General features: G+C 71.3%; 16 protein-coding genes and 1 pseudogene. 9 read left to right on the plus strand and 8 right to left on the minus strand.

The genetic code is table 11. The features are described 5' to 3' along the window. Positions 1-42: 42 nt before the first annotated feature. Entirely contained in the window at positions 43-2,508 is a 2,466-nt protein-coding gene (locus OG272_RS14410) for a glycoside hydrolase family 3 protein (protein WP_405893535.1), read from the minus strand. A 111-nt stretch (positions 2,509-2,619) separates the two neighbouring features. On the opposite strand from OG272_RS14410, the gene OG272_RS14415 reads away from it, so the two are divergent. Continuing rightward, positions 2,620-3,228 carry a TetR/AcrR family transcriptional regulator gene (locus tag OG272_RS14415; protein ID WP_405893536.1) on the plus strand — a complete coding sequence of 203 codons (609 nt, stop codon included), beginning with the start codon at positions 2,620-2,622 and terminating at the stop codon, positions 3,226-3,228. A gap of 3 nt (positions 3,229-3,231) precedes the next feature. Here OG272_RS14415 and OG272_RS14420 read toward each other — a convergent pair whose 3' ends face one another. Beyond that, positions 3,232-3,621 carry a RidA family protein gene (locus OG272_RS14420; RefSeq protein ID WP_405893537.1) on the minus strand — a complete coding sequence of 130 codons (390 nt, stop codon included), beginning with the start codon at positions 3,619-3,621 and terminating at the stop codon, positions 3,232-3,234. 58 nt (positions 3,622-3,679) lie between these two features. Between OG272_RS14420 and OG272_RS14425 the strand changes: the two genes are divergently transcribed. Next, on the plus strand, positions 3,680-4,759 hold the full coding sequence (locus OG272_RS14425; RefSeq protein ID WP_405893538.1) for a LysR family transcriptional regulator: 1,080 nt from the start codon (positions 3,680-3,682) through the stop codon (positions 4,757-4,759). 207 nt (positions 4,760-4,966) lie between these two features. Beyond that, positions 4,967-6,211 carry a pyroglutamyl peptidase gene (locus OG272_RS14430; protein WP_405893539.1) on the plus strand — a complete coding sequence of 415 codons (1,245 nt, stop codon included), beginning with the start codon at positions 4,967-4,969 and terminating at the stop codon, positions 6,209-6,211. A gap of 39 nt (positions 6,212-6,250) precedes the next feature. Here OG272_RS14430 and OG272_RS14435 read toward each other — a convergent pair whose 3' ends face one another. Continuing rightward, positions 6,251-7,078: an EI24 domain-containing protein gene (locus tag OG272_RS14435; protein WP_327729936.1), complete on the minus strand. Its 828-nt coding sequence runs from the start codon at positions 7,076-7,078 to the stop codon at positions 6,251-6,253. 93 nt (positions 7,079-7,171) lie between these two features. Beyond that, a complete protein-coding gene (locus OG272_RS14440) occupies positions 7,172-8,374 on the minus strand; it encodes a GDSL-type esterase/lipase family protein (protein WP_405893540.1) in 1,203 nt (400 codons plus the stop codon). Positions 8,375-8,597: 223 nt separating this feature from the next. Between OG272_RS14440 and OG272_RS14445 the strand changes: the two genes are divergently transcribed. Next, positions 8,598-10,229 carry an IS200/IS605 family accessory protein TnpB-related protein gene (locus OG272_RS14445; RefSeq protein ID WP_405893541.1) on the plus strand — a complete coding sequence of 544 codons (1,632 nt, stop codon included), beginning with the start codon at positions 8,598-8,600 and terminating at the stop codon, positions 10,227-10,229. Positions 10,230-10,275: 46 nt separating this feature from the next. Here OG272_RS14445 and OG272_RS14450 read toward each other — a convergent pair whose 3' ends face one another. Together OG272_RS14450 and OG272_RS14455 are read right to left on the minus strand one after the other, a co-directional pair. Next, a complete protein-coding gene (locus tag OG272_RS14450; protein ID WP_327729933.1) occupies positions 10,276-10,854 on the minus strand; it encodes a WHG domain-containing protein in 579 nt (192 codons plus the stop codon). Positions 10,855-10,936: 82 nt separating this feature from the next. Beyond that, positions 10,937-12,016 (minus strand): protein kinase family protein, encoded by a 1,080-nt coding sequence (locus OG272_RS14455; protein ID WP_327729932.1) that lies wholly within the window; start codon positions 12,014-12,016, stop codon positions 10,937-10,939. A 389-nt stretch (positions 12,017-12,405) separates the two neighbouring features. Here OG272_RS14455 and OG272_RS14460 point away from each other — a divergent pair, with 389 nt between their 5' ends. Both OG272_RS14460 and OG272_RS14465 read left to right on the plus strand, forming a co-directional pair. Further along, the gene (locus OG272_RS14460; protein WP_327729931.1) at positions 12,406-13,584 is read left to right on the plus strand and encodes a Cmx/CmrA family chloramphenicol efflux MFS transporter; all 1,179 of its coding nucleotides are present in this window, start codon (positions 12,406-12,408) and stop codon (positions 13,582-13,584) included. Beyond that, a pseudogene (locus OG272_RS14465) lies at positions 13,581-14,000 on the plus strand (helix-turn-helix domain-containing protein); the annotation flags it as partial. The gene OG272_RS14460 and the pseudogene OG272_RS14465, both read left to right, overlap by 4 nt. A gap of 249 nt (positions 14,001-14,249) precedes the next feature. Here OG272_RS14465 and OG272_RS14470 read toward each other — a convergent pair. Both OG272_RS14470 and OG272_RS14475 read right to left on the minus strand, forming a co-directional pair. Further along, entirely contained in the window at positions 14,250-14,789 is a 540-nt protein-coding gene (locus tag OG272_RS14470; RefSeq protein ID WP_405893543.1) for a GNAT family N-acetyltransferase, read from the minus strand. Beyond that, positions 14,774-16,036, minus strand: coding sequence for a helix-turn-helix transcriptional regulator (locus tag OG272_RS14475; RefSeq protein WP_327729929.1), 1,263 nt, complete (start codon positions 16,034-16,036; stop codon positions 14,774-14,776). The genes OG272_RS14470 and OG272_RS14475 overlap by 16 nt, the downstream gene beginning before the upstream one ends. A gap of 221 nt (positions 16,037-16,257) precedes the next feature. On the opposite strand from OG272_RS14475, the gene OG272_RS14480 reads away from it, so the two are divergent. From OG272_RS14480 to OG272_RS14490, 3 genes are all read left to right on the plus strand, one after another. Then, positions 16,258-16,617, plus strand: coding sequence for an ATP-binding protein (locus tag OG272_RS14480; RefSeq protein WP_405893544.1), 360 nt, complete (start codon positions 16,258-16,260; stop codon positions 16,615-16,617). A gap of 641 nt (positions 16,618-17,258) precedes the next feature. Then, the gene (locus tag OG272_RS14485; RefSeq protein ID WP_327729927.1) at positions 17,259-19,811 is read left to right on the plus strand and encodes a M14 family zinc carboxypeptidase; all 2,553 of its coding nucleotides are present in this window, start codon (positions 17,259-17,261) and stop codon (positions 19,809-19,811) included. A gap of 45 nt (positions 19,812-19,856) precedes the next feature. Then, positions 19,857-21,059 carry a serine hydrolase domain-containing protein gene (locus OG272_RS14490; RefSeq protein ID WP_405893545.1) on the plus strand — a complete coding sequence of 401 codons (1,203 nt, stop codon included), beginning with the start codon at positions 19,857-19,859 and terminating at the stop codon, positions 21,057-21,059. The last annotated feature ends 20 nt before the right edge of the window (positions 21,060-21,079 follow it).

The raw sequence follows: 21,079 nt of genomic DNA on the forward strand, positions 1-21,079 counted from the left end.
CGGCCGCCGGTGGGTGGGGGCCGGTCGCGCCCACGCGTCCCCCTAGGCTTCGATCGTCGCCGTCACGCGGCGGTCCGCGATCGAGCGGCCTGCCTCCACCTCGTACGAACCCTTCACGTACGCCCATGAGTTGGATGCCTCGTCCCAGATCTCCAAGGCCCGGCGCGGGAGTTCGATGACGGCCTCCGTCGTCTCGCCGGGGGCCGCCTCCACCGTGGCGAAGCCGGCCAGCCAACGGGTCGGACGGTTCGCGTCCGGTGTCGTCGGAGCCAGGTAGAGCTGGATGGTCTCCCGGCCCGGCCGGTCGCCCGTGTTGCGGACCCGTACCGTCGCCGTCGTGCCCGTCACGGCGAGGGACTCGTACGTCCAGTCGGTGTAGCCGAGGCCGTGTCCGAAGGGGTACGAGGGGGTCTCGGCGTGCCTGTCCCAGGCTCGGTAGCCGATGAAGACGTCCTCGTCGTAGGGGAGTTCGCCGTCGGTGGGGGTCACCCGGGTGACGGGGGCGGCCGGGAGGTAGCCCCAGGTGGTGGGGAGGCGGCCGCCGGGCTCGTGGGTGCCGGTGAGGACGTCGGCGAGGGCGGCGCCGCCGTCCTGGCCGGGGAACCAGGTGAGGAGGACGGCGGCCACGTCCTCGCGCCACGGGAGTTCCACCGGGGAGCCGGAGTTGACGACGACGACGGTGTCGGGGTTGGCGGCGGCGACGGCGCGGACCAGGTCGTCCTGGCGGCCGGGGAGGCGGAGGTCCTTGCGGTCGAAGCCCTCGGACTCGACGCGCTCGGTGGTGGCGACCACGACGACGGCCGTGTCGGCGGCGCGGGCGGCCTCGACGGCCTCGGCGATCAGGTCGTCGGGGTCGCGCCGCGGCTCCTGGTGGCAGAGCGAGAAGGCGATCATGGTGATCGGGGCGTCGGTGGGGAGCTCCACGACGTGGGTGAGGGAGACCGGCACCGGGGTGCCCGCCGTCAGTTCGATCCGGGCCTGGGGGACGGGGGCGCCGAAGAACGACACGAAGGGGTCGTCCGTGTCGGTGGTCTGGACGTCGTCGAAGTGGGTCGTGCCGTCGACGGTGAGGGTGAAGGCGCCGAGGCCCTTGATGCCGAAGGTGTGCGTGCCGGTCTCGCGCGGGACGAAGGTGCCGGTCAGCTCGACGGTGTGCAGGGTGGCGTGGGTGACGCCGTCGGGGAGGTCCGTGCCCACCCACTGGAGCTGGCCGCTGGGGACGGAGCCGGTGCCGAGGACCGTGCCGGTGCTGTCGCGGCAGACGGCACGGAGGGTGAACCCCTTGTCGGCGACCGCCAGTTCCTCGTTGGGGTCCGCGCCCACGGCGTACGTCAGGTCGGCTTCGGGGAGGGCTGCGGTGAGGCCGTCGAGCGGGGAGACGACGTGGGAGGGGAAGACGGTGGCGGAGCCGCCGCCGAGGACGCGGGCGTCGCGGGCCGCGGCGCCGATCAGTGCCACCTTGGCGCCCGGCTTCAGGGGGAGCGCGGGCGGTTCTCCGTTCCGTGCCTCGTTGCGGACGAGCACGAAGGAGCGGCGGGCGATCTCGCGGGCCAGGGCCTCGCCGTCCACGGTCGCGGGCGGCTCGGCGACCACCGGGTCGGCGCCCTCCAGGATGCCGACGCGGGCGGCCAGGCGCAGGACCCGGCGGACCGCCTCGTCGACCTCGGCCTCCGTGACCTCGCCGGCGCGGACGGCGGTGGCCAGGGGCTCGCCGTAGACGGTGGCCGGGCCGGGCATGGCGACGTCGAGGCCGCCGGTGAGGGCGCCGGTCGTGGAGCGAGCGGCCAGCCAGTCGGAGACGTTGAAGCCGTCGAAGCCCCACTCGCCGCGCAGGACCTCGTTCACGAGGTAGCGGTGCTCGGTCATCGTGGTGCCGTTGACCGTGTTGTAGGCGGTCATGATGCCCCACGGGTGGGCGTTCGCGACGATCGCCTCGAAGGGGGCCAGGTAGAGCTCGCGCAGGGCGCGTTCGGAGACGAGGTTGTTCACCGTGAAGCGGTCGGTCTCGGCGTCGTTGGCGACGAAGTGCTTGACCGTGGTGCCGACTCCGCCGGACTGTACGCCGGCCACATAGCCCGAGCCGATCTCGCCGGTGAGGTACGGGTCCTCGCTGTACGCCTCGAAGTGACGGCCGCCGAGCGGGGAGCGGTGCAGGTTGACCGTGGGGGCGAGGAGGACGTGGACGCCCTTGCGGCGGGCCTCCTGGGCCAGCAACACGCCTGCCCTGCGCGCGAGTTCGGGGTCCCAGGTGGCGGCGAGGGCGGTCGGGGAGGGGAGGGCGACGGACGGGTCGTCGGCGGTCCAGCGCACCCCTCGTACACCGATGGGGCCGTCGGACATCACGAGGGAGTCCAGGCCGATCTCGGGAAGCGCGGGCAGGGTCCACATGTCCTGGCCGGAGAGCAGCCTCGCCTTGGCGTCCAGGTCCAGCCTGGCGAGGGCCTTCTCCACGGCCGCTTCGCGTGCCTCGTCGGCCGGGGTGGGGTTCGTGCCCGGGGTTGCCGCCATCGCGGTGCCTCCTCGTCGAGTCCTTCTGTCGCCCCATCGTGCATCCATTACCTGTAGATCGGTAGGTTTCGTTATCCTGCTGTTACTTTTCCCGCTGTTCGGTGGGGTCGGATGCCGTACGGTGACGGCATGAGCGGTACCAGCGGGACCAGGAGCGTCAGGGGTGAGGAGCGGCGCGCTGAGATCGTGCTGGCGACCCTGGAGGTGATCGCCGAGCGCGGCTACCGGGGCGCGAGCATGGCCGCGGTCGCCGAGCGCGTCGGGCTCACCCAGCAGGGGCTGCTGCACTACTTCCCCACCAAGGACGCGCTGCTCGTCGCCGTCCTCCAGGAACGCGACCGGTGGGACGCCGTGCCCGACAGTCCGCTGCGGCTCGACCTGCTGGGCTCCCTCGTCGAGTACAACGCCATGCGGCCCGGCATCGTGCAGACCTTCTCCGCGCTGCTCGGCGAGAGCGTCACCGAGGGGCATCCCGCGCGGGAGTTCTTCACCGAGCGGTACGGGAGGGTGCGCGGCTCCATGGCCGAGGTGCTGCGCGCCGAGTACGGCGACCGCCTCCCGAGCGGGCTCACGCCGGAGCGGGCGGCACCCCTGCTGGTGGCCGTCATGGACGGCTTGCAGTACCAGTGGCTGCTGGACCCGGCGGCCGTGGACATGCCGGGGGCGTTCCGGGACTTCCTGGGGCTGCTGGGCGAGGACACGGACGCGGGCACGGGCTGAGGGTCAGGTGCTCGCGGGCACCGCCGCCACCACCTCGATCTCCACCCGGGCCTCCGGCCTGAAGAGCTTCGGCACCTCCATCGTCATGCTCGTCGGGGGCGTGCTGGTGAGGAACCGGCTCCGTACGGCGCCATATTCGGGGAGTTCGCTGATGTCCGTCAGATAGGTGCGGATGTTGATGATGTCGGCGAGGGTGGCGCCGTGGGCGTCGAGGAGGGCGGCGATGGTCTCGAAGGCGGCGCGGCTCTGGTCGGCCAGGGTGGCACCCTCGCCGATCTGGCCCGAGAGGTACAACAGGGCGCTTTCGTCCGCGAGTTGGACCCTTGCGACCTGCGAGTAGTAGGGGCTGAGCGGCTGGGGCGCGGAGGCCGGGTTGCCGAGGGTGATCTCCATGGCCTCGACGCTAGGTCCGGCGGCGGAATGCGACAAGCGAATGTCTAGCATGGCCACCATGCATGACGCGCATGGATCGGATGGCTCGTCCTCGTCCTCGTCCTCTTCCTCGCCCTCGCCCCCGCCTCCGTCCCTGCCTCTGCCCCCGTCCTCGGCTTCGGCTTCGGTTTCGGTTTCGGCTTCGTCCGGGGGCGGTCCCGCCGACGCCTTCAACGTCCCCGATCTCTCCGCCTTCTGGCTGCGTGTGTTCCTGGAGGTCGCGCGGCACGGGTCGTTCACCGTGGCCGCGCGGTCGCTCGGGTGGACGCAGTCGGCCGTGTCGCGGCAAGTCGCCTCGCTGGAGGCTGCGTTGGGCGGGTCCGCGCTGTTCGACCGATTGCCGCGCGGGGTGCGGCTCACGGAGGCGGGGCGGGCGCTCGTACCGCATGCCGAGGCTGTCGTGGAGCGACTCGGGCGGGCGGAACGGGAGTTGGCGGCGCTGCGGGAGGCGGCGGGCGGACGGCTGCGGATCGGCGCGTTCGCCACGGCGGACGCGGCGCTCGTGCCCCACGCCATCGCCGCCTTCCGCACCCGGCATCCCGGCGTACGGCTCACCCGGGAGGAGGGCTTCACTCCCGCATTGCTCGATCAGCTGGCCTCTGGAGAGCTGGACTTGGCGATCGTGTCGACGACGAGACGGGTGACCCTCGAAGCGTACGACCTCCATCACCTCCTCGACGAGTCCCTGTACGTCGCCGTCCCCGCCGGTTACCCGCTCGCGGGCCTCCCTTCGGTACGACTCCCCCAACTCGCCGACGCCGACTGGATATCCGGCGACTCCCGGCCCGAGGGCACGCTCCTCGACGCGGCGCTGCGGCACGGATTCCGGCCACGGATCGCGCATGTCGCCGTGGAGTGGATCGCCAAGCTGGGGTACGTGGCGGCCGGGCTCGGGGTCACGCTGGTGCCGGCGCTCGCCGCCGAGTCCGTACGGCCCGACATCGTGCTGCTGCCGGTGGTGGACGAGGCGGCGCCCGGGCGGGCGGTGTACGCGGCGACGGCTCGCGGGGGCGCGCCGTCGCCCGCCGCGCGCGCGTTCCTGGGTGCCCTGCGGGAGGCGGCAGCGCGGATTCCGGCGGCGCGAGGTGCCGCCACCTGAGCCACGCGGCATGGCGTGCGCCCCTTCCGTCACGCGATACTGCCGTCGTCCGGAGCGACATCCCCGCAGCGCGGCAGCGACGGAAGGACCCTAACTCCCTTGATATCCCCGATGTCCCAGACGTCTCAGACTTCCACGGCCTGCCCTGCCTCCCCGATCTCCCCGGCTTCTCCAGCCTCCCTTCGCGCCCGGCTCGGCGGGCCCGGGATGCGCGGGGCGGCCGTCGGGCTGGCGGCCCTGCTGGCGGGACTCTGTGCCCCCGCCTCGGCTTCGGCCTCGGCCTCTTCGGCGGAGCCCCCCACCGTCGAGGAGCAGCGGCTCGACCGGGCCGTGCCCCAGGAGATCCTGCGGCGGTCCGGATTCGACGCCGTGGCACCGGAGTTCGAGCGGGCGCTGGACGGGGCGCGGTCGTACGCGCAGGCCGAGCGGATCGTCGTACGGCAGGGTGCGGGGTTGTGGACGCGGGCGGTGGACCGGGCGCAGGGGCGGGGCCCGGCGGGCGGGGATCTGAGCCGGGACGACGACCGGCCCTTGTACTGGGCGCGGTTGGGGATGACGCGGGAAGTGCGGGGGTGGGAGCCGGAGTTCGGCCTGAGTGATCCTCAGAGGGCGGCGCTGCTGCGCAAGTTGGAGCGGTCGTCGCGCGGGCAGGACTCGCTTCGCTACCCCCGGGGCGGCAAGAATGTGAAGCGGATCCTCGTCACCGGGTTCGATCCGTTCACGCTGGACCGGGACGTAAGGATCTCCAACCCGTCCGGGGCGACGGCGCTCGCTCTCGACGGGACGGTGATCAGGACCGCCGACGGACTCACCCGCGTCGAGACCGCCGTCTTCCCCGTCCGCTGGCAGGACTTCGCGGACGGCACCGTCGAGCGCACGCTCCGGCGGCAGCTGCCCCGCGTGGACCTCTTCACGACCGTCAGCCAGGGCCGGGTCGGCCGTTTCGACGTGGAGCGGACCAACGGCGCCTGGCGCGGCGGCTTCGCCGACAACGACACCATCGGCCGCACCGGGACCATCCCGGTGGCCGACCCCGCCACCCAGCCCCAGTGGACGACCACGACCCTGCCGTACGCGGACATCGTCGCCGCGAACACCGGCCGCTTCCCGGTGTACGACAACACGAGCGTGACCGAGATCCCGGCGGGCGGCACGGCGCCGGTCGTACGCCCGGACGGACCGACGCCGGGCTCGACCGCGCGGGCCGGAGGCGGCGGCGACTACCTCTCCAACGAGATCGCCTACCGCGCGACGCTCCTGCGCGACCGGCTGGGGCTGGGCTCCTCCCTGCCGGGCGGGCATGTGCACACGCCGGTCCTGCAGTTCGGGGCCGGCAACACGGATCCGGCGACCGGGACGGTGACCGATGCCGAGTTCGTACGGAACCGGCTGGACATCATCGCGCAGGTGCGGGCGATCGTGACCGTGGCGATCAGCCGCTCGACGGGGTGAGGGAACCCGGAGCGCGGACCGCGACGGCGAGGATCCCCTTCACGCGCCGACTTCGGGCTTGCGGAACATGGGGTTCGGGTGGCCGGTGGGAGGAACCTGGTTCCGCTCGTCCTCGCCGGTCGTCTCCTCGCCCAGCAGGTCGCGGGCCATGAGGGTGGCGCCCGCGACCGCGCCCGGCATCAGGAAGACGGCGACGAACGGCACCAGGAAGGCGAGGGCCAGCGGGGTGCCGAAGCCCCAGATCAGCGTCTTGCGGGTGCGCAGGAGGGCGAGGCGGTCGCGGAGTTCGACGCGGCGGCGCTGGAGGGCCACCGCGGTCAGCTCCTCGGTGAGGAAGAAGCCGGTGACGAAGAAGCCGATCACGGGGACGACCGTCTGGCCGATGAACGGGACGAAGCCGAGGGCGAAGAGCAGGACGGCCCACAGGAGCGCCCGCGCGACGATACGGAGGCTGTCCCGGGCCGAGACCCACAGCTCCTGCCACAGCGGCAGGCCGGACTCCGGTGCGGTGCCGTCCGGTGAGACGTCCCGGTCGACCTTCTCGGAGAGGTTCTCGTAGAAGGGCTGGCCTATGAGGAGCGTCACGGCCGTGAAGGTGATGACCGCGAGCGCCAGGGCGAGGGCGAACAGGACGACCGTGAGGAAACCGCGGAAGAGGCCCGGCCAGGGGCTGGACCAGTCGTCCGCGAAGGGGGTGGCCCAGGTGACGAAGTCCGGGCCCCAGACGGCCAGGGCCACCAGGGCGCCCATGTAGAGGACGAGGGTGATGAGGCCGGGGACGAGCCCGAAGCCGTATTGCCTGCCGTGTCGGGCCACCCAGCGTTGGCCTTGGACGAGGTACTGGAAACCCACCCCTAGATCGCGCATGGGGCGCACTTTACCGAGAGGGGATGACGGAGGGCTTCGGTGGGAGCGTCCGTGCGGTGGTGCGGGGCCGGTCGCGCGGGTTCCCCGCGCCCCTCAGGGCGCGAAGGGGCCGTGGGCGGTGAAGGCCAGTTCCGCGAAGCGTTCTCCGATGTGGCGGTGGGTCTCGGCGTCGGGGTGGAGGCCGTCGGGGAGGGGAAGGGTCGTGGCCTCGGACTCGCCGTAGAGGGCGAGGCCGTCGAGGTAGTGGAGGTGGGGGTCGTCCTTCGCGCGCCGGGCGACCAGGGCCGAGAGGTCGTCGCGGATGACTCGGAGCGTCAGTTTTCCGGGCGTGAGGTCCTCCGGGTCGCCCATGGCGCGGAAGCGCAGGCGGCCTTCGGCGAGGTCGGTGAAGTCGGGGGCGCTGGGGCCCGGGGTGTCCTCGTGGATGGGGCAGAGGATCGGGGAGACGACGAGGAGGGGTGCGGTGGGGTGGCCGTCGCGGATCGTGTCGAGGAAGCCGTGGACGGCGGAGGTGAAAGCGCGCAGCCGCATCACGTCGTGGTTCACGAGGTTGATGCCGATCTTGACGCTGATCAGGTCGGCGGGGGTGTCCCGCATGGCGCGGGCGGTGAAGGGGTCCAGGAGGGCGCTGCCGCCGAGGCCCAGGTTGATCAGTTCGACGCCCGCGAGGGAGGCTGCGTGGGCGGGCCAGATGGCGGTGGGGCCGGCGGCGTCGGAGCCGTGGCTGATCGAGCTGCCGTGGTGCAGCCAGACCCTGCGACCCCGGTCGGGGGCGGGCTCGACGGGGGCGTCGGTGCGCAGGGCGAGGAGTTCGGTGGTCTCGTTGTGCGGGAGCCAGATCTCGATCGTCTTGAGGCCGGCGGGGAGGTCCGTGAAGGTCACGGTGCCGGGTGGGCCCGGACGGAACTCCTCCGTACCGGCCGTCATGTCGATGGTGATGGTGTTGCCGTCCGGCACGCTCGCCCGGCCCGTCAGGCGGCCGTCGACGAGGAGGTCGTACAGGCCGTCCGGGCGGGGCGGGGCGCCCACATAGCTCCGCTTGGTGCGCAGGGCGTCGAGTTCGACGGCGGTGGCGCGGGTGCGGAAGACCAGTCGTACGCCGGAGGGCTGGGACTCGACCATCGCCAGCTGCGGATCGGCGCACTGCGCACGGGCCCGGGCGGGCAGCCGGTGCGGCAGCACGCCGTGCTCGGTGCGCTCCAACTCCAGGGCGCCGCGCAGGAGGTCGGCGGTGATGGGGGTGGTGGTCCAGGAGCGCTGCGGGCGGTCCCGGTGGTTCTCGTGCTGTGGGGGCATGGCTCAACCTGACGATCGGTGGGGGTTTGGAGCTGCTGTCGCTGGAGTGGGTTCAAGAACGTTGTGGTGAGTGGGAGTGAGTGCTGGAGGTCGGTGTCGTGTCGCGTGCCTCGGTCGTGGGGCCGGTTTCAGTCGGGAACTGACGTTCCCTCATCGCATGCGTGACCTTCATGGGAGGTGCTCGTTGCCCATAGCGACGGGATCTTCGGGTGGGGGTGACGGGATGGGTGTGCTGCGGAGTGTGGGGGCGCCGTTCGTCGCGTCCGTACCGTCTGGTGTGGCTGTCCGGACCCGCCTCAAGCAGCTGACGCCCGGGGATGAGAAGGTGCTGCGCCTGGTGGGCGCACATCTGGGGTCGCTGGCCTCGAAGGACCTCAAGACCCGCTGCCGGGACGGCCTGGACCACTCCGCTGAGACATGGGCGGTGCGTAAGCGGGAGCTGACGCCGCTGTCGTCGTCGCGGTGGGCGGGGGCGATCACCAAGGCCACGCACGACCAGTGGGCGCTGGCCCGGCGCTGCCAGCTCGCGCACATCCAGAACCTGGAAGCCGGCATCCGCACCATCGAGGACCGGCTGTCCCGGCCGGTCGGGCAGAAGGGAACCAAGAAGGCGCCCGGGGGTTATCGGTCCCAGCGGGAGTGGCATGCGAAGTCGCGTCGTCTGCGGGTGCTTCAGGACCGGGTGGCTGCCACGCGGGCCGAACGTGAGGCCGGAGTCGTGCACGTGGTGCGCGGCGGCAAGCGTCTGGCCCGCACCCGCCACCACCTGGAGACGGCCCAGCTCACCGAGTCCGCGTGGCGTGGGCGGTGGGAGGCGGAGCGCTGGTTCTGTCAGGCGGACGGGGAGTCCGGCAAGCGCTACGGCAACGAAACCATCCGCATCAGCCCCGACGGCGAGGTGAGCATCAAGCTGCCCGCCCCGCTGACGCATCTGGCGAACGCCCCGCGCGGCCGGTACGTCCTGGCGCGCCGGGTCGCGTTCGCGCACCGGGGCGGCGAGTGGGCGAACCGCGTCGCAGCCGACCGGGCGATCGCCTACCGCATCCACTACGACACCGGCCGCGACCGCTGGTATCTGACCGCCTCCTGGCAGATCCCGCCCACCCCCACCCTCCCCATCGAGGCCGCGCTCGCCCACGGAGTGATCGGCGTCGACATGAACGCGGACCACCTGGCCGCCTGGCGCCTCGATGTCCACGGCAACCCGACCGGCAGCCCGCGCCGCTTCTTCTACGACCTGACCGGCACCGCCGAACATCGCGACGCCCAGGTCCGCCACGCCCTGACCCGCCTCCTGCACTGGGCCCGCACCTGTGGGGTGAAGGCGATCGCGGTCGAGGACCTGGACTTCGCCGCCGAGAAGACCCGCGAGAAACACGGACGCCGCACACGCTTCCGTCGGCTCATCTCCGGCATGCCCACCAGCAAGCTCCGCGCCCGCCTGGCCTCGATGGCCGACAGGACAGGCATCGCTGTCATCGCCGTCGACCCGGCCTACACCAGCCGCTGGGGCGCCCAGCACTGGCAGAAACCCCTCACCAGTACCACCCGTCAGACCACTCGCCATGATGCTGCCGCCGTGGCGATCGGAAGGCGCGCCCAGGGACACCCGATCCGGCGACGGACGACACCGCCCCCACAGCACCGGAGCGATGCGGTGGGGCATCGGACCGTCCAGGCCCGACCGGAGGTTCCTGGGCGTGAGGAACCCCGCCCCCGCATTCCCGGACCACGGACACGATCTGTGCGCGCCGGGTGCGGAGCGAACGCGGGCAACCAGAACGCCCAGCACCGTCCGGGGCGTTCGGCTGAGCATGGGTTCTGGCAACAGGACTCACTCCCGCTCGGTCTCTAGGAACGGTGGACTGTCCGGCGGTTACGTGGCGTGGGCGGCACGGCCGTCAACGGGGCGGAGGGGCGGGCCAGTTGCGCAGCAGGGCGTCGAGGGCGTCGAGGATCCGGTCCCAGCTCTCCTGCGAGTCGGGGGCACTGTGGCTGAAGCCGCCGGCCGCCTCCAGGCTGACGTAGCCGTGGAAGACGCTGCCCAGGAGCCGGACGGCGTGCGTCTGGTCCGGCTCGGTCAGGTCGTAGCCGCGCAGGATCGCCCTGGTCATCTGCGCGTGTCTGCCGCCCGCACTGGCCGCGGCCGCCTCGGGATCCAGCCTCAGCTGGGCCGCCGCATAGCGGCCGGGGTGTACGCGGGCGTAGTCGCGGTACACGTTCCCCAGCGCCGCCAGCGCGTCCTTCCCGGCCCGTCCGGCGAGCGCGGCGGTGCCCCGGTCGGCCAGTTCCTCCAGGGCGAGCAGGGCGATCCGGGTCCTGAGGTCCTGGGAGTTCCGCACATGCGAGTACAGGCTCGCGACCTTCACGTCGAACCGCCGCGCCAGCTCCGACACGGTCACCTCGGCGAAGCCGATCTCGTCGGCCAGCTCCGCGCCCGCCCGGGCCAGGCGTTCCGGGGTGAGCCCTACGCGTGCCATGACCGTGACACCGCCCTTTCGTTCGACGGCACCGATTATGCAGTTGCCTAAATCCTTTAGGCAACTGCATATTTCCCTTAGGTCAGAGGAGGAGCCCGCGCAGCTCCTCCCGCGGGTACGGGGTCTGTCTGCTCTCCTCCCCCAGACGGTGGAAGAAGTCCGTCATCACCGTGGTGAGCGGGGCGTACCGGGTGATCATCGCCGCGGCCGTGTCCGGGATGCCGGTGGGGCGCTCGCCCTGGGCGTACGCGCGTATCCGGGTCTCGCGCTCGTCCCGGCCGTGGCCGTACAGGTCGGTGACCAGCCACTTCACCAAGTAACTGAGCGCGTAGCAGCGGTCGTAGCCGCGATGGCGGTCAAAGAAGGCGGTCTCCTGCGGGGACAGGTCGAAGCGGGAGGAGAGGGCGAGGCCGTAGTCGGCGAAGTAGAGCCGGTGACCGTCGGTCAGGATGTTCTGGAAGTGGGCGTCGAAGTGGAGCAGGCCTCGGCTGTTCATGAACGAGATGCCGGCGGCCAGTTCCCGTTCCACCAGGGCGCAGGCCCGGTCCGCGGTCCCGGCGTCGGCGGTCGTCTGTTCGCCCAGCCACTCGTGGAGGGTCCGCGGGAAGAACTCCAGGAACAGCGCGACGCTCGCGGACGACGTCCGGCGGGCGTCGATGCGGTGGCGTACGCCGGGGTCGCCGCCCCAGTGGGCGACGGCCCGTTCCGTGTCGGCCAGTTCCTCGGGGAGGGGTGTGGAGCCCGGCACCACCCGCCAGTGATGCATGAGCGGGAAGCCGTCGTACTCCCCCGCGAGCGCCCAGTTCGTCGTCATGGTGTGGACGGCCAGTTCCCGCCAGGCGCCGAAGCCGGGGCTGCCGACGGCTCCGACGCCGTACTGGCAGGAGAGCGGGAGGCGGAAGAGGTTCGCCGTGGAGTGGACGTTCTCCGGCCGCCGCTCAAGGTCCGTCAGCGGCACACGCTTCACGAAGACGGGGATTCCGTCGATCTCCAGCAGGGCCGACGTCCCGCCGATGCCGGAACCGATCGGGGCCGCCGTGTCGAGGAGTTCGGCCAGGGCGCGGTCGCTGTGCAGGGCCAGGGCGGTGGAGACGGCGCCGTGGGTGGTCAGGCGCGCGACGCGTGAGGTGTCGGACGGGCGTGAGGTGTCGGAAGGGTTCACCGCCGATTCGTAACACCCGAAGGCGGCCCGGGTCGTCCCCTCCTGGCCATCCGGCTCGATCGGCATCCCCGGCGGGCGGCTGGGGAGGCTGGTCCGCCGGCTGGTCTTGGTGGGGTGGTCCAGGTGTTGCGGGACATGACGTTGGTTGCACAGTCCAATGCCGGTGAAACCGAGGTGCCTCGACGAGCATCAGTCGGGTACCGTGCGGGCCATGTCGAGTCCTGAGTCAGACAAGGCGGGGGCTTTCGGTCACGCCGTCAGCCCCCTGAACCACTGAGCTCGTAGCCCTGTCGTCGCACCGCATTCTGCGGGCGGGCGAGGGTGCCCTTGGGGCTGGCCGCGGTGACGAGATGACCTTCTCGTGCTTCTCCTCACCTCGGAGCCACTCGATGCCTCTCCCGCTGTATCTGCTTGCCATGGCGGTCTTCGCCATGGGCACCTCGGAGTTCATGCTCGCCGGCCTCCTGCCGGACATCGCCTCAGATCTCGATGTCACAGTCGGGACAGCAGGCACGCTCACCTCGGCCTTCGCGGTCGGCATGGTCATCGGTGCTCCCCTTGTGGCCGCGCTTGCCCGCAACTGGCCCAGGCGCTCCAGCCTTCTCGGGTTCATCCTCACCTTCGCGGCAGCTCACGCCGTGGGCGCCATCACCACCAGCTTCCCGGTCCTGTTCGCCACCCGGGTAGTCGCCGCACTCGCGAACGCAGGGTTTCTCGCCGTCGCTCTCACGGCTGCCGCCACGCTGGTCCCACCCGACAAGAAGGGACGTGCGCTGGCCGTGCTGCTGTCCGGCACCACGGTGGCCACGATCGCCGGTGTCCCTGGCGGGTCGGTACTCGGCACGGTGCTCGGCTGGCGGACCACATTCTGGGCCGTCGCCGCTCTCTGCCTGCCTGCAGCTCTCGGCATCCTCAAGGCAATCCCGGCGGGACGTGTGAAGCAGGAGGCGACTGGCGAGCCAGCCTTGCAAGCGGAGCTCGCCCAGCTCACAAGGCCGCCGTTGATTCTGGTGATGCTGCTCGGCGCGCTGGTGAACGCAGCCACGTTCGGAAGCTTCACCTTCCTCGCCCCCGTCGTGACCGACGCGGCCGGGCTGGGAGAATTGTGGATCTCTGTCGTTCTGGTGCTCTTCGGTGCCGGTTCCTTCGCCGGGGTCACCATCGCCGGCCGACTGTCCGACCAGCGTCCCGGTCTGGTCATCGCAGTCGGCGGCCCGCTGCTGCTCATCGGCTGGCCGGTCCTGGCAGTGCTGGCCAACAAGCCGGTCGCCCTGTTCGCCCTCGTGTTCGTGCAGGGCGCCCTGTCGTTCGCGCTGGGCAGCACCCTGATCACACGGGTCCTCTATGAGGCCGCAGGAGCCCCGACCATGGCTGGCTCGTACGCGACGGCCGCACTCAACGTCGGCGCCGCCGTCGGACCCCTCATCGCCGCGACCACCCTCGGCACCGCAGTCGGAAATATCGGGCCTCTGTGGTCGAGCGGGTTCCTGGTCGCTGTTGCGCTGCTCATCGCATTCCCTCTTCGCACAGTGATCGCGGCCGGCCGGAGCGCCGAGGTGCTCCAGTGACGCATGCGAACGCTCCTTTGACCATTGAGGGACGCCGACGGCTCGTCGAACGCTGCCGCGCCCGTCCGATCGCCCACGTCGCTGCCGAGGCAGGCGTCCCCCGGGCCTGCCTGTCCAAGTGGAAGAACCGCTACGACCCGTACGGCGAAGCCGGACTCTGGGACCACCCGAGTGTCCCGCACTCCTCACCGACCCAGACCCCGCCCGACGTCGTCGAACGGATCGAGCAGCTGCGGCGGGACAACAAGTGGTCCGCCCGCAGGATCACACTCGAACTCACGGAGCAGGGCGTACGCATCAGTGAACGTACTGTGGGCCGGTAGCTGGCGCGTCTGGGCATCAACCACCGCCGGTTCCTCGACCCCGACGGCTCGGCCGACCGGCGCCCGCAGAAACAGATCGTGGCCCGCTACCCGCTGATCGACGTGTTCCATGGAACAGTACGCATCACTCCAGAGCAATATCCGAAAACGCCGTGCAACCGTTGCCATCGCGGGGCCTGATGCCGTGGTCAGGGCGGCGAGCGAATTCGCTGACAAGGTCAGAGACATGAAATGACCTGGCGCACCACAACCCCCGCCGACCCAACTACAGCCGCCATATGGAACATCACTCGGACGCTTCAGCAAAGGCGGCACGGGCCGCACTGGAGGACGAGGGCAGACCTAGCTGAGGGGCAACTCCGCCAGCATCACGGCGTAGACGGGGGAGTCCGGGAAGGGCTGCCGTTGCCCGACCTTCCGGAAGCCCCAGGACTCGTACATCGCCTGCACGCGCGGGTGCTCGGTGTCGACGAGCAGGACCACCAGGTCCTCGTCCCGCTCGCCCAGAAGGGCCCGGGTCACCAGTTCAGCCGTCCCGGTCTTGCGCCACTCCGTACGGACGGCCAGCTCGGAGTAGGAGAACGTCCGGTCCTGCTCCGGCGCCGGGTGGAGATGCTCGCGCCACCACTCGCGGTACGGAGTGGACGGGGCGCCGTAGGCGAACGCCACCGCCTCGTCGCCGTCGAAGGCGATCACGCAATCGAAGTCCGGATTACCGCCCCAGTGGTCGACGAACCAGGGGAAGCGCTGGTTGAACTCGTCATCCATCGCATCCACGTAGGCGTCGGCGTGCACGTCGATCAGTGCCTGACGGATCTGCGCCAGGTCCTTCTTACTGAAGCGGCGTACGACCAGATCAGCGGCACTCAAGCTCTGCTCCATTCGGCTCGGTAGCGGTCTCCCCACTCTCGGGCGGCCCCGGCGTCCGGCGCAAGCGTGATCAGGTCACGGTAGAAGTCGCCGAGGAGGGAGCGCATCCGGCCTGGGATGGGGGCGCCCGTCATCAGCTCGAATCCGTTCGACGCGGTGGAGCACGCCTGGTCGATGTCCCGCTGGTGGAGCTGGGCGAGAGCGAGCCGTGTGGTGGCCAGCGCCCGGTTCCTGCGGAACTGCTTGGGGATCGCGCCCAGGGCCTTGTGGGAGGCCGCCTCGGCCTCTGCCGCGTCCCCGATCCGGTCCCGGACGATGGCTGTCATGGCCGTCAGCTCAGCCGGGCCGTAGAAGGCCATCCAGCTCGGACGGGGCTGGTCCCGGTCCACCTTGCCCAGGGCCTCCCGTGCGTGCCCCAGGGAGCGCAGGGCGGCCTGACGGTCGCCGAGGTTCGAGTGTCCGATGGCCGTGCGGGCGTGGGCGAGGGAGGCGAACATCGGGTCCCGCTTGGTGATGCCCGTGGCCTGAGCGGCCAGGCCCGAGTCGATGGCCTCCGTGAGCGCCCCGCGCTGGTGGGCCAGCATCGCGTAGGAGTTCCAGACCCTCATCTCCGCCACGGGGTCCTGGGCCATCCTGGCCAGGTACAGCGCCCGCCCCAGGAGAGCCTGGGCCCGGTCGGCCTGCCGGGCGTCGAGAGCGCTCCATGCGGCCGTGGCGGTGTAATCGGCAGCGATCGAGAAGAGCCGGAGCCGGATGCGCTGGGTGGCGCCGAGCTTCTGCTTGTCCAGGGCCTCGGCCGCCCCGGACAGCGCGGCTCGCTCCAGGCCCTCGTGGCCTCCCCTGGTGTCATCCAGTTCCATCAGGGCGTCCAGGCCGGAGCGGAGCCGGAGAACGTCAGAGGTGCCGACCTGCGGAGGCGCTCCGACGAACGGCACCGCAGAGGCGGCGGTTCCGGTGGTGGCGGTGAGGAAGTTCCTGCGCTCCACTGGGGACTCCGGTTCGGTGGCGGGGCGTTGTCTTCGCGCCGGAGGGCTGAACCCCAGCTCCTCGGCCATACATCCGAATACTGCCTCTAACGCCTCACGCTGCTTGGGGTGGGGCCACTGGGATTTTCCGGTCAGCCAGTTGCGGATCGTCCGGTCGCTGACCGTTCCCTCGTGCCCGGCGCAGATCAGCCGGGTGTTCACCGCTTCGGCCAACTCCACCTGGGTCAAGCCGCGCTCCTGCATCGCGCTGCTGAGGCTCTCGTTCCCCTCCACGTATCAACCGTAGATTGATCCCTCGTCAGTGAGGGTCTTGGCCCGGAAATTTCCGGTCGGACCGGTTACACACCAGGCCGATTTTTCCTGCCACGCGGGGGCCGGGGACCGTTCACTCAGGTAAGGCCACTCACCCCCGCACCCCTCCTGAGGTCCTGATGACTGTGACCGCAACGCCACGCCCCACAGGGCACCCCGGATATTCGCAGACGTTCGATCGCGTGCCGGAGAGTGCGGGTGCGGCGCGGAAACTGGTCCGCACGGCACTCGCGGCCTGGCACCAGGATCACCTGATCGATGACGCCCTGAACGTCATCACGGAGCTGGTCTCCAACGCCGTCGACCACGGCCGTCTCCCCTCGATCCGGATCCTCGTCACGCGCCCCTCCGACGGCTGGATCCGGCTCGGAGTCGTCGACCGTTCCCGCGTCATGCCGGAGCTGCGGACCGACTCCGACGGGGACCAGATCCGGGGCCGTGGCCTCCTCCTGGTCGACACCCTCTCGGACCGCTGGGGCACGGACCTCCGCCGCTGGGGCAAGACCGTCTGGGCCGAGCTGAAGACCGAGGTCGAGCAGTGAAGGACGGCAAGGCGTGGGTGGGCGACGAGGTCCACGACGAGGACGCGGGCCGGACGGGGATGCTCACGGACGTCTCCGGCGGCATCTACTTCGTGCGGCCTCTCACGGGCGGCGGTGCTGATTGGACGGCTCTTCGCGCACGGGGGTCAGTTCCCCTTCGTCAACTACTTCCCTTACTGGCTCCGGGCGGCCCGAAAACCCTCATGTAAGTGTGGTGCCCGAGGACAACCCGTCCGAGGGCAACCCGCCCGAGCACAACCGGACCAGGGACAGCCCCGCCCAGCGGCAGGCCCCCCGAAGTGGGAACTCGCCTTCACCGGCTCGGCGATGGCCGCCGAAGCCGCCGCCACCGCCGGTACGACCGTGTCGAGGACCGGGGCCAGGCCGGCGCCGAGGGCGCCGAGGGCAGTGCGATCGGGGACAGGGGCCCTGGGCCCTCCTCGCCTCGCCTCGTACCGGACCGGTACCGGTACCGGCCTCAGCATGCCGCCCCCGGCACCCCGCCACGTTCCGTGGGACGCGTCCGTGGCAGCAGTGCCCTCTTGTTGCCCAGGAGTCGAACAGGTAGACCACCTGTGGTTGACCGCCCGCGGTTGACACCCGCACCGGCACGTCCGAGGAACCCCACTCCAGGAGGTAGCGTGCGTCCGCCGAGACCCGGCCCGAGATCCACACTGTTCAGCGTCGCCGCCGTCACCGTCACCGCAGGGTCGCTCCTGATCGCCCCGCACCCCGCGGGCGCCGCCGACCCGAAGCCGCCGGTCCGGGAGGGCTCGGCCCTCCCCCGGGGCGCCGCCCAGGCCCCCGCGAGCGCGGCCCAGCGGGCCCTCACCGCACCGGTCGCCGACCTCGCCGACACGGCGGGTTCCGGGCGCGGTTATCCCCGCGAGCAGGTCCTCTCCCCCGACCCGGAGAACCCCGCCGACAAGTCCATCAAGCTCGGCCTCACCCCGTACCACGCCATCGCCCCGAAGCTGAACGCCCTCCAGAGGCTCGGCGACCGGGTGAGCGTGGAGGTCGCCGGGCGGTCGGCCGGCGGTCACCGGCTCTACCTCGTCACCGTGACCGCCCCGGAGACCGCACGCCAGGCCCGCGACCAGGCCCGTATGCGTGAACTCATCGAGGAATCACCGCAGTCGGCGGCCAAGGACCCGGCCGTCAAGAAGTCGTACAAAACGCCTGTCTTCTTCAACAACAACATCCACGGCAACGAGTGGGAGGGCACGGACGCGTCCCTGAAGCTCATCGAGCGGCTGGCGACGGCGAGCGACGGCAGGACCAGGGACCTCCTCGCCCACTCCCGGCTGTACTTCAACATCACCGCCAACCCGGACGGCCGGATCGCGGGCACCCGTACGAACGCGGGCGGCTTCGACATGAACCGGGACTTCGTCACCGCCTCGCAGCCCGAGGTGCGGGCGATACGACAGATCGAGATCGACAAGCAGCCGGCCGTCATGCTCGACCTGCACGGGTACGTCAACGGCACCCTCATCGAGCCGACCACTCCCCCGCACGGCGAGAACTACGAGTACGACCTCTTCCTCAAGAACACCTACGCCAACGCCCTCGGCATGGAGTCCGCCGTCAACGGCCTCGGCTACACACCCGAGAAGGACGGTGTCGACCCGGCCCAGATCCCGTTCCGCGACGCGGAGGAGGGCTGGGACGACTGGCCGCCGGTCTTCACCCCGCAGTACGCGGCCTTCCACGGCACGGTCGCCGCGCACACGGTGGAGATCCCGCTCCAGGTGAACAACGCGGCGTACGAGTCGCTGCCCGTCGACGAACTCCGCCGCCGGTCCGCCGTCAACGTGGACGTGGCGGGCGCGGCCCTGCGCGCGACCCTCGACTTCGTACGGGAGCACCGGACCTCCCTCATCGCCGACCAGATCGAGGTCTTCCGACGCGGCGCCACGGGCGCGGCCCAGGTCCCGGTCTCCGAGGAGACCGTCCCCGGGGTGCCCGGCATCGGTCCCGAGGACGTCTACACGACCGTGTTCCCGCGCGCCTACGTCATCCCGGCGGGCGGCGCCCAACGGTCCGCCACGGCCGCCGCGCGGCTCGTCGACCATCTGCTCGCCAACGACGTGCGCGTGACCCGCGCGACCCGCTCCTTCCGGCTCGGCGGGCGGTCGTACGCGAAGGGCTCGTACGTCGTCGACATGCGCCAGCCGAAGCGTGGACTGGCCAACGTGCTGCTCGCCGACGGGCGGGACATCAGCGACAAGGTCTCGGTGATGTACGACATCTCCGGCTGGAGCCTGGGGCGGTTGTGGGGCGCCACCGTGGAGGAGGCGAGGAGCGGGCGTCCGGCTTCCGTCCCCGCCCGCCCGGTGACCGCCGCCGGCCGCGTCGGGTACGTGGCCCCGCGCGGCGACCTGCGCCTCCGTCTCGACTCCCCGCAGGAGATCGCCGCCCTCAACTCCCTTCTCAGGGACGGAGTTTCGGTACGGCAGGCGGCCGACGGCAGTGTGCTCGTGCCGTCGTCGGCACGACGGAAGGCCGAGGCGCTCGCCCGGTCGTACGACGTGGTCTTCGACGCGACCAGGAGCGTCGGCGGGACGCCCCTCCACCGGGTGCGGGTCGCCGCCGCCGTCACGGCGGGTGAGCTGTTCGCGCTGCGCGAGATGAACTTCGACGTGGTGCCGGTGTCGACGGCGGTCCTCAACGCGGGCTTCGACTGGTCGGGGGCCGATGTGCTGTTCGTGTCGTCCGGGCTGTCGTACGGCGGTCTGAACACGTCCGCCCGTACGGCCCTCACCGGGTTCCTCTCCGGCCACGGTCTGGTCGGCCGGGGTGCGGCCGGCGCGGCGATCGCCTCGGCCACCGGGCAGCTGAAGGCGACGGCGGTGCAGGGCAACGGGGACGCCAACGGCGTGGTCCGCGTGGTGAATTCGGGCGGTGCGGTGACCGGCGGCGCGCCGGATCACAGCTTCGTCTACGCGCCCGTGTGGTTCACCGATCTCGGCGGCGACGTCACCGTCGAGCAGTCGTACGGCACCGGGAACCCGCTGGTCTCCGGGCACTGGCGACCGCTGGACGACGGCACCGGCGGCCCGGCAGCGGCGGCGGGCCAACCCTCCGTGGTCAGCGGTCCGAACGCGGTCCTCTTCGGCACGGAGCCCCTCTTCCGCGACCATCCGAAGGGGGAATTCCCGCAGGTGGGACGGGCGTTGCTGAGGGTGTCCTGACCCACCCGACCACCGAACACGGTCGATCGTCCAGACGGGAGTGCGATGACGCAGCAGACAGGGGAGGCCGCCGTCCACGGCACGGTCGCCGACGGCTTCGAGGCGGTGCGCGAGGAGTTCGCCGTGTTCGTGGCCGGTGAACGGGCGGACTACGAGGGGCAGTTGACCGCGTATGTGCACGGGCGGCGGGTGGTGGATCTGTGGGCGGTGCCGGCGGCGCGGACGCGGCCGGTGACGGCCACGGAGCCGAGGCCTGACGGGGACTCGCTGCACGGCGTGTTCTCCTCCACCAAGGGCGCCGCCCATCTCGTCGTCGCACTGCTCGTCCAGGACGGTGTCCTGGAGCTCGACCGTGAAGTGGCCCATTACTGGCCGGAGTTCGCGGCCGAGGGCAAGGGCGCGCTGACCCTGCGGGAGCTGCTCGCGCACCGGGCGGGGCTCGTCGGCACCGACGCCGGGTTCACGCTGGAGGAGCTGGCGGACGACCGCGTCATCGCCGAACGTCTCGCCGTCCAGCGGCCGTTCTGGCGTCCGGGCGCCGCCTTCGGCTACCACGCACTCGTCATCGGCGCGCTCACCGGAGAGGTCGTACGGCGGGTGACGGGCCGCACGCTCCAGGAGGTGTACGAGGAGCGGGTGCGCGCCCCGTACGGGCTCGACTTCTTCCTGGGGCTGCCGGCCGAGCTGGAGCCCCGCTTCCGGACCGTGCTGCCGATGACGCCCACGCCCGCGCAGCAGGCCGAGCTGGACGCCGTACCGCACGGCCCGCACACGCTGGCGTCGATCGCGTTCAACAACCAGGTGGCGGAGCCGGGCGAGCTGACGGACTTCCCCAACGCGCGCATCGTGCGCGCGAGCGGGCAGTCGTCGGCGGGCGGTGTCGCCTCGGCGCGCGGGCTCGCCGGAATGTACGCGGCGGCCATCAGCACGGTGGACGGCCGGCCGCCGCTGCTGAAGCCCGACACCATCGGCGAGATCGGCCAGATCCACTCCCTCGGCCACGATCTCGTGGCCCGCGCCCCCAGGGCGTTCGGCCTCGGCTTCCAGGCGACCGCCGAGAACCTGTACCCCTTCCTCGGCGCCGGCACCTTCGGCCACAGCGGCGCCGGCGGCTCCCAGGCCTTCGCCGACCCCCGCAGCGGCCTCGCCTACGGCTACACCCGCCGCCGCATGGCCTTCCCGGGCGGGGCGGCACCGGAGAACACCGGATTCGTCCAGGCCGTGCACACGGCGGCCCTGGCCGTCTGAGCGCCGCACACCTGCTCCCG

The sequence above is a fragment of the Streptomyces sp. NBC_00104 genome, from assembly GCF_045160825.1.
GTDB lineage: Bacteria > Actinomycetota > Actinomycetes > Streptomycetales > Streptomycetaceae > Streptomyces.

What these genes read in the sequence shown, in the direction of transcription:
- OG272_RS14490 (WP_405893545.1), top strand. Translation starts at nt 19,857, where the DNA reads ATGACGCAGCAGACAGGGGAGGCCGCCGTCCACGGCACGGTCGCCGAC.
- OG272_RS14445 (WP_405893541.1), top strand. Translation starts at nt 8,598, where the DNA reads ATGGGTGTGCTGCGGAGTGTGGGGGCGCCGTTCGTCGCGTCCGTACCG.
- OG272_RS14420 (WP_405893537.1), bottom strand. Translation starts at nt 3,621, where the DNA reads ATGGAGATCACCCTCGGCAACCCGGCCTCCGCGCCCCAGCCGCTCAGC.
- OG272_RS14460 (WP_327729931.1), top strand. Translation starts at nt 12,406, where the DNA reads ATGCCTCTCCCGCTGTATCTGCTTGCCATGGCGGTCTTCGCCATGGGC.
- OG272_RS14415 (WP_405893536.1), top strand. Translation starts at nt 2,620, where the DNA reads ATGCCGTACGGTGACGGCATGAGCGGTACCAGCGGGACCAGGAGCGTC.
- OG272_RS14430 (WP_405893539.1), top strand. Translation starts at nt 4,967, where the DNA reads ATGCGCGGGGCGGCCGTCGGGCTGGCGGCCCTGCTGGCGGGACTCTGT.
- OG272_RS14435 (WP_327729936.1), bottom strand. Translation starts at nt 7,078, where the DNA reads ATGCGCGATCTAGGGGTGGGTTTCCAGTACCTCGTCCAAGGCCAACGC.
- OG272_RS14425 (WP_405893538.1), top strand. Translation starts at nt 3,680, where the DNA reads ATGCATGACGCGCATGGATCGGATGGCTCGTCCTCGTCCTCGTCCTCT.
- OG272_RS14440 (WP_405893540.1), bottom strand. Translation starts at nt 8,374, where the DNA reads ATGCCCCCACAGCACGAGAACCACCGGGACCGCCCGCAGCGCTCCTGG.
- OG272_RS14410 (WP_405893535.1), bottom strand. Translation starts at nt 2,508, where the DNA reads ATGGCGGCAACCCCGGGCACGAACCCCACCCCGGCCGACGAGGCACGC.
- OG272_RS14450 (WP_327729933.1), bottom strand. Translation starts at nt 10,854, where the DNA reads ATGGCACGCGTAGGGCTCACCCCGGAACGCCTGGCCCGGGCGGGCGCG.
- OG272_RS14470 (WP_405893543.1), bottom strand. Translation starts at nt 14,789, where the DNA reads ATGGAGCAGAGCTTGAGTGCCGCTGATCTGGTCGTACGCCGCTTCAGT.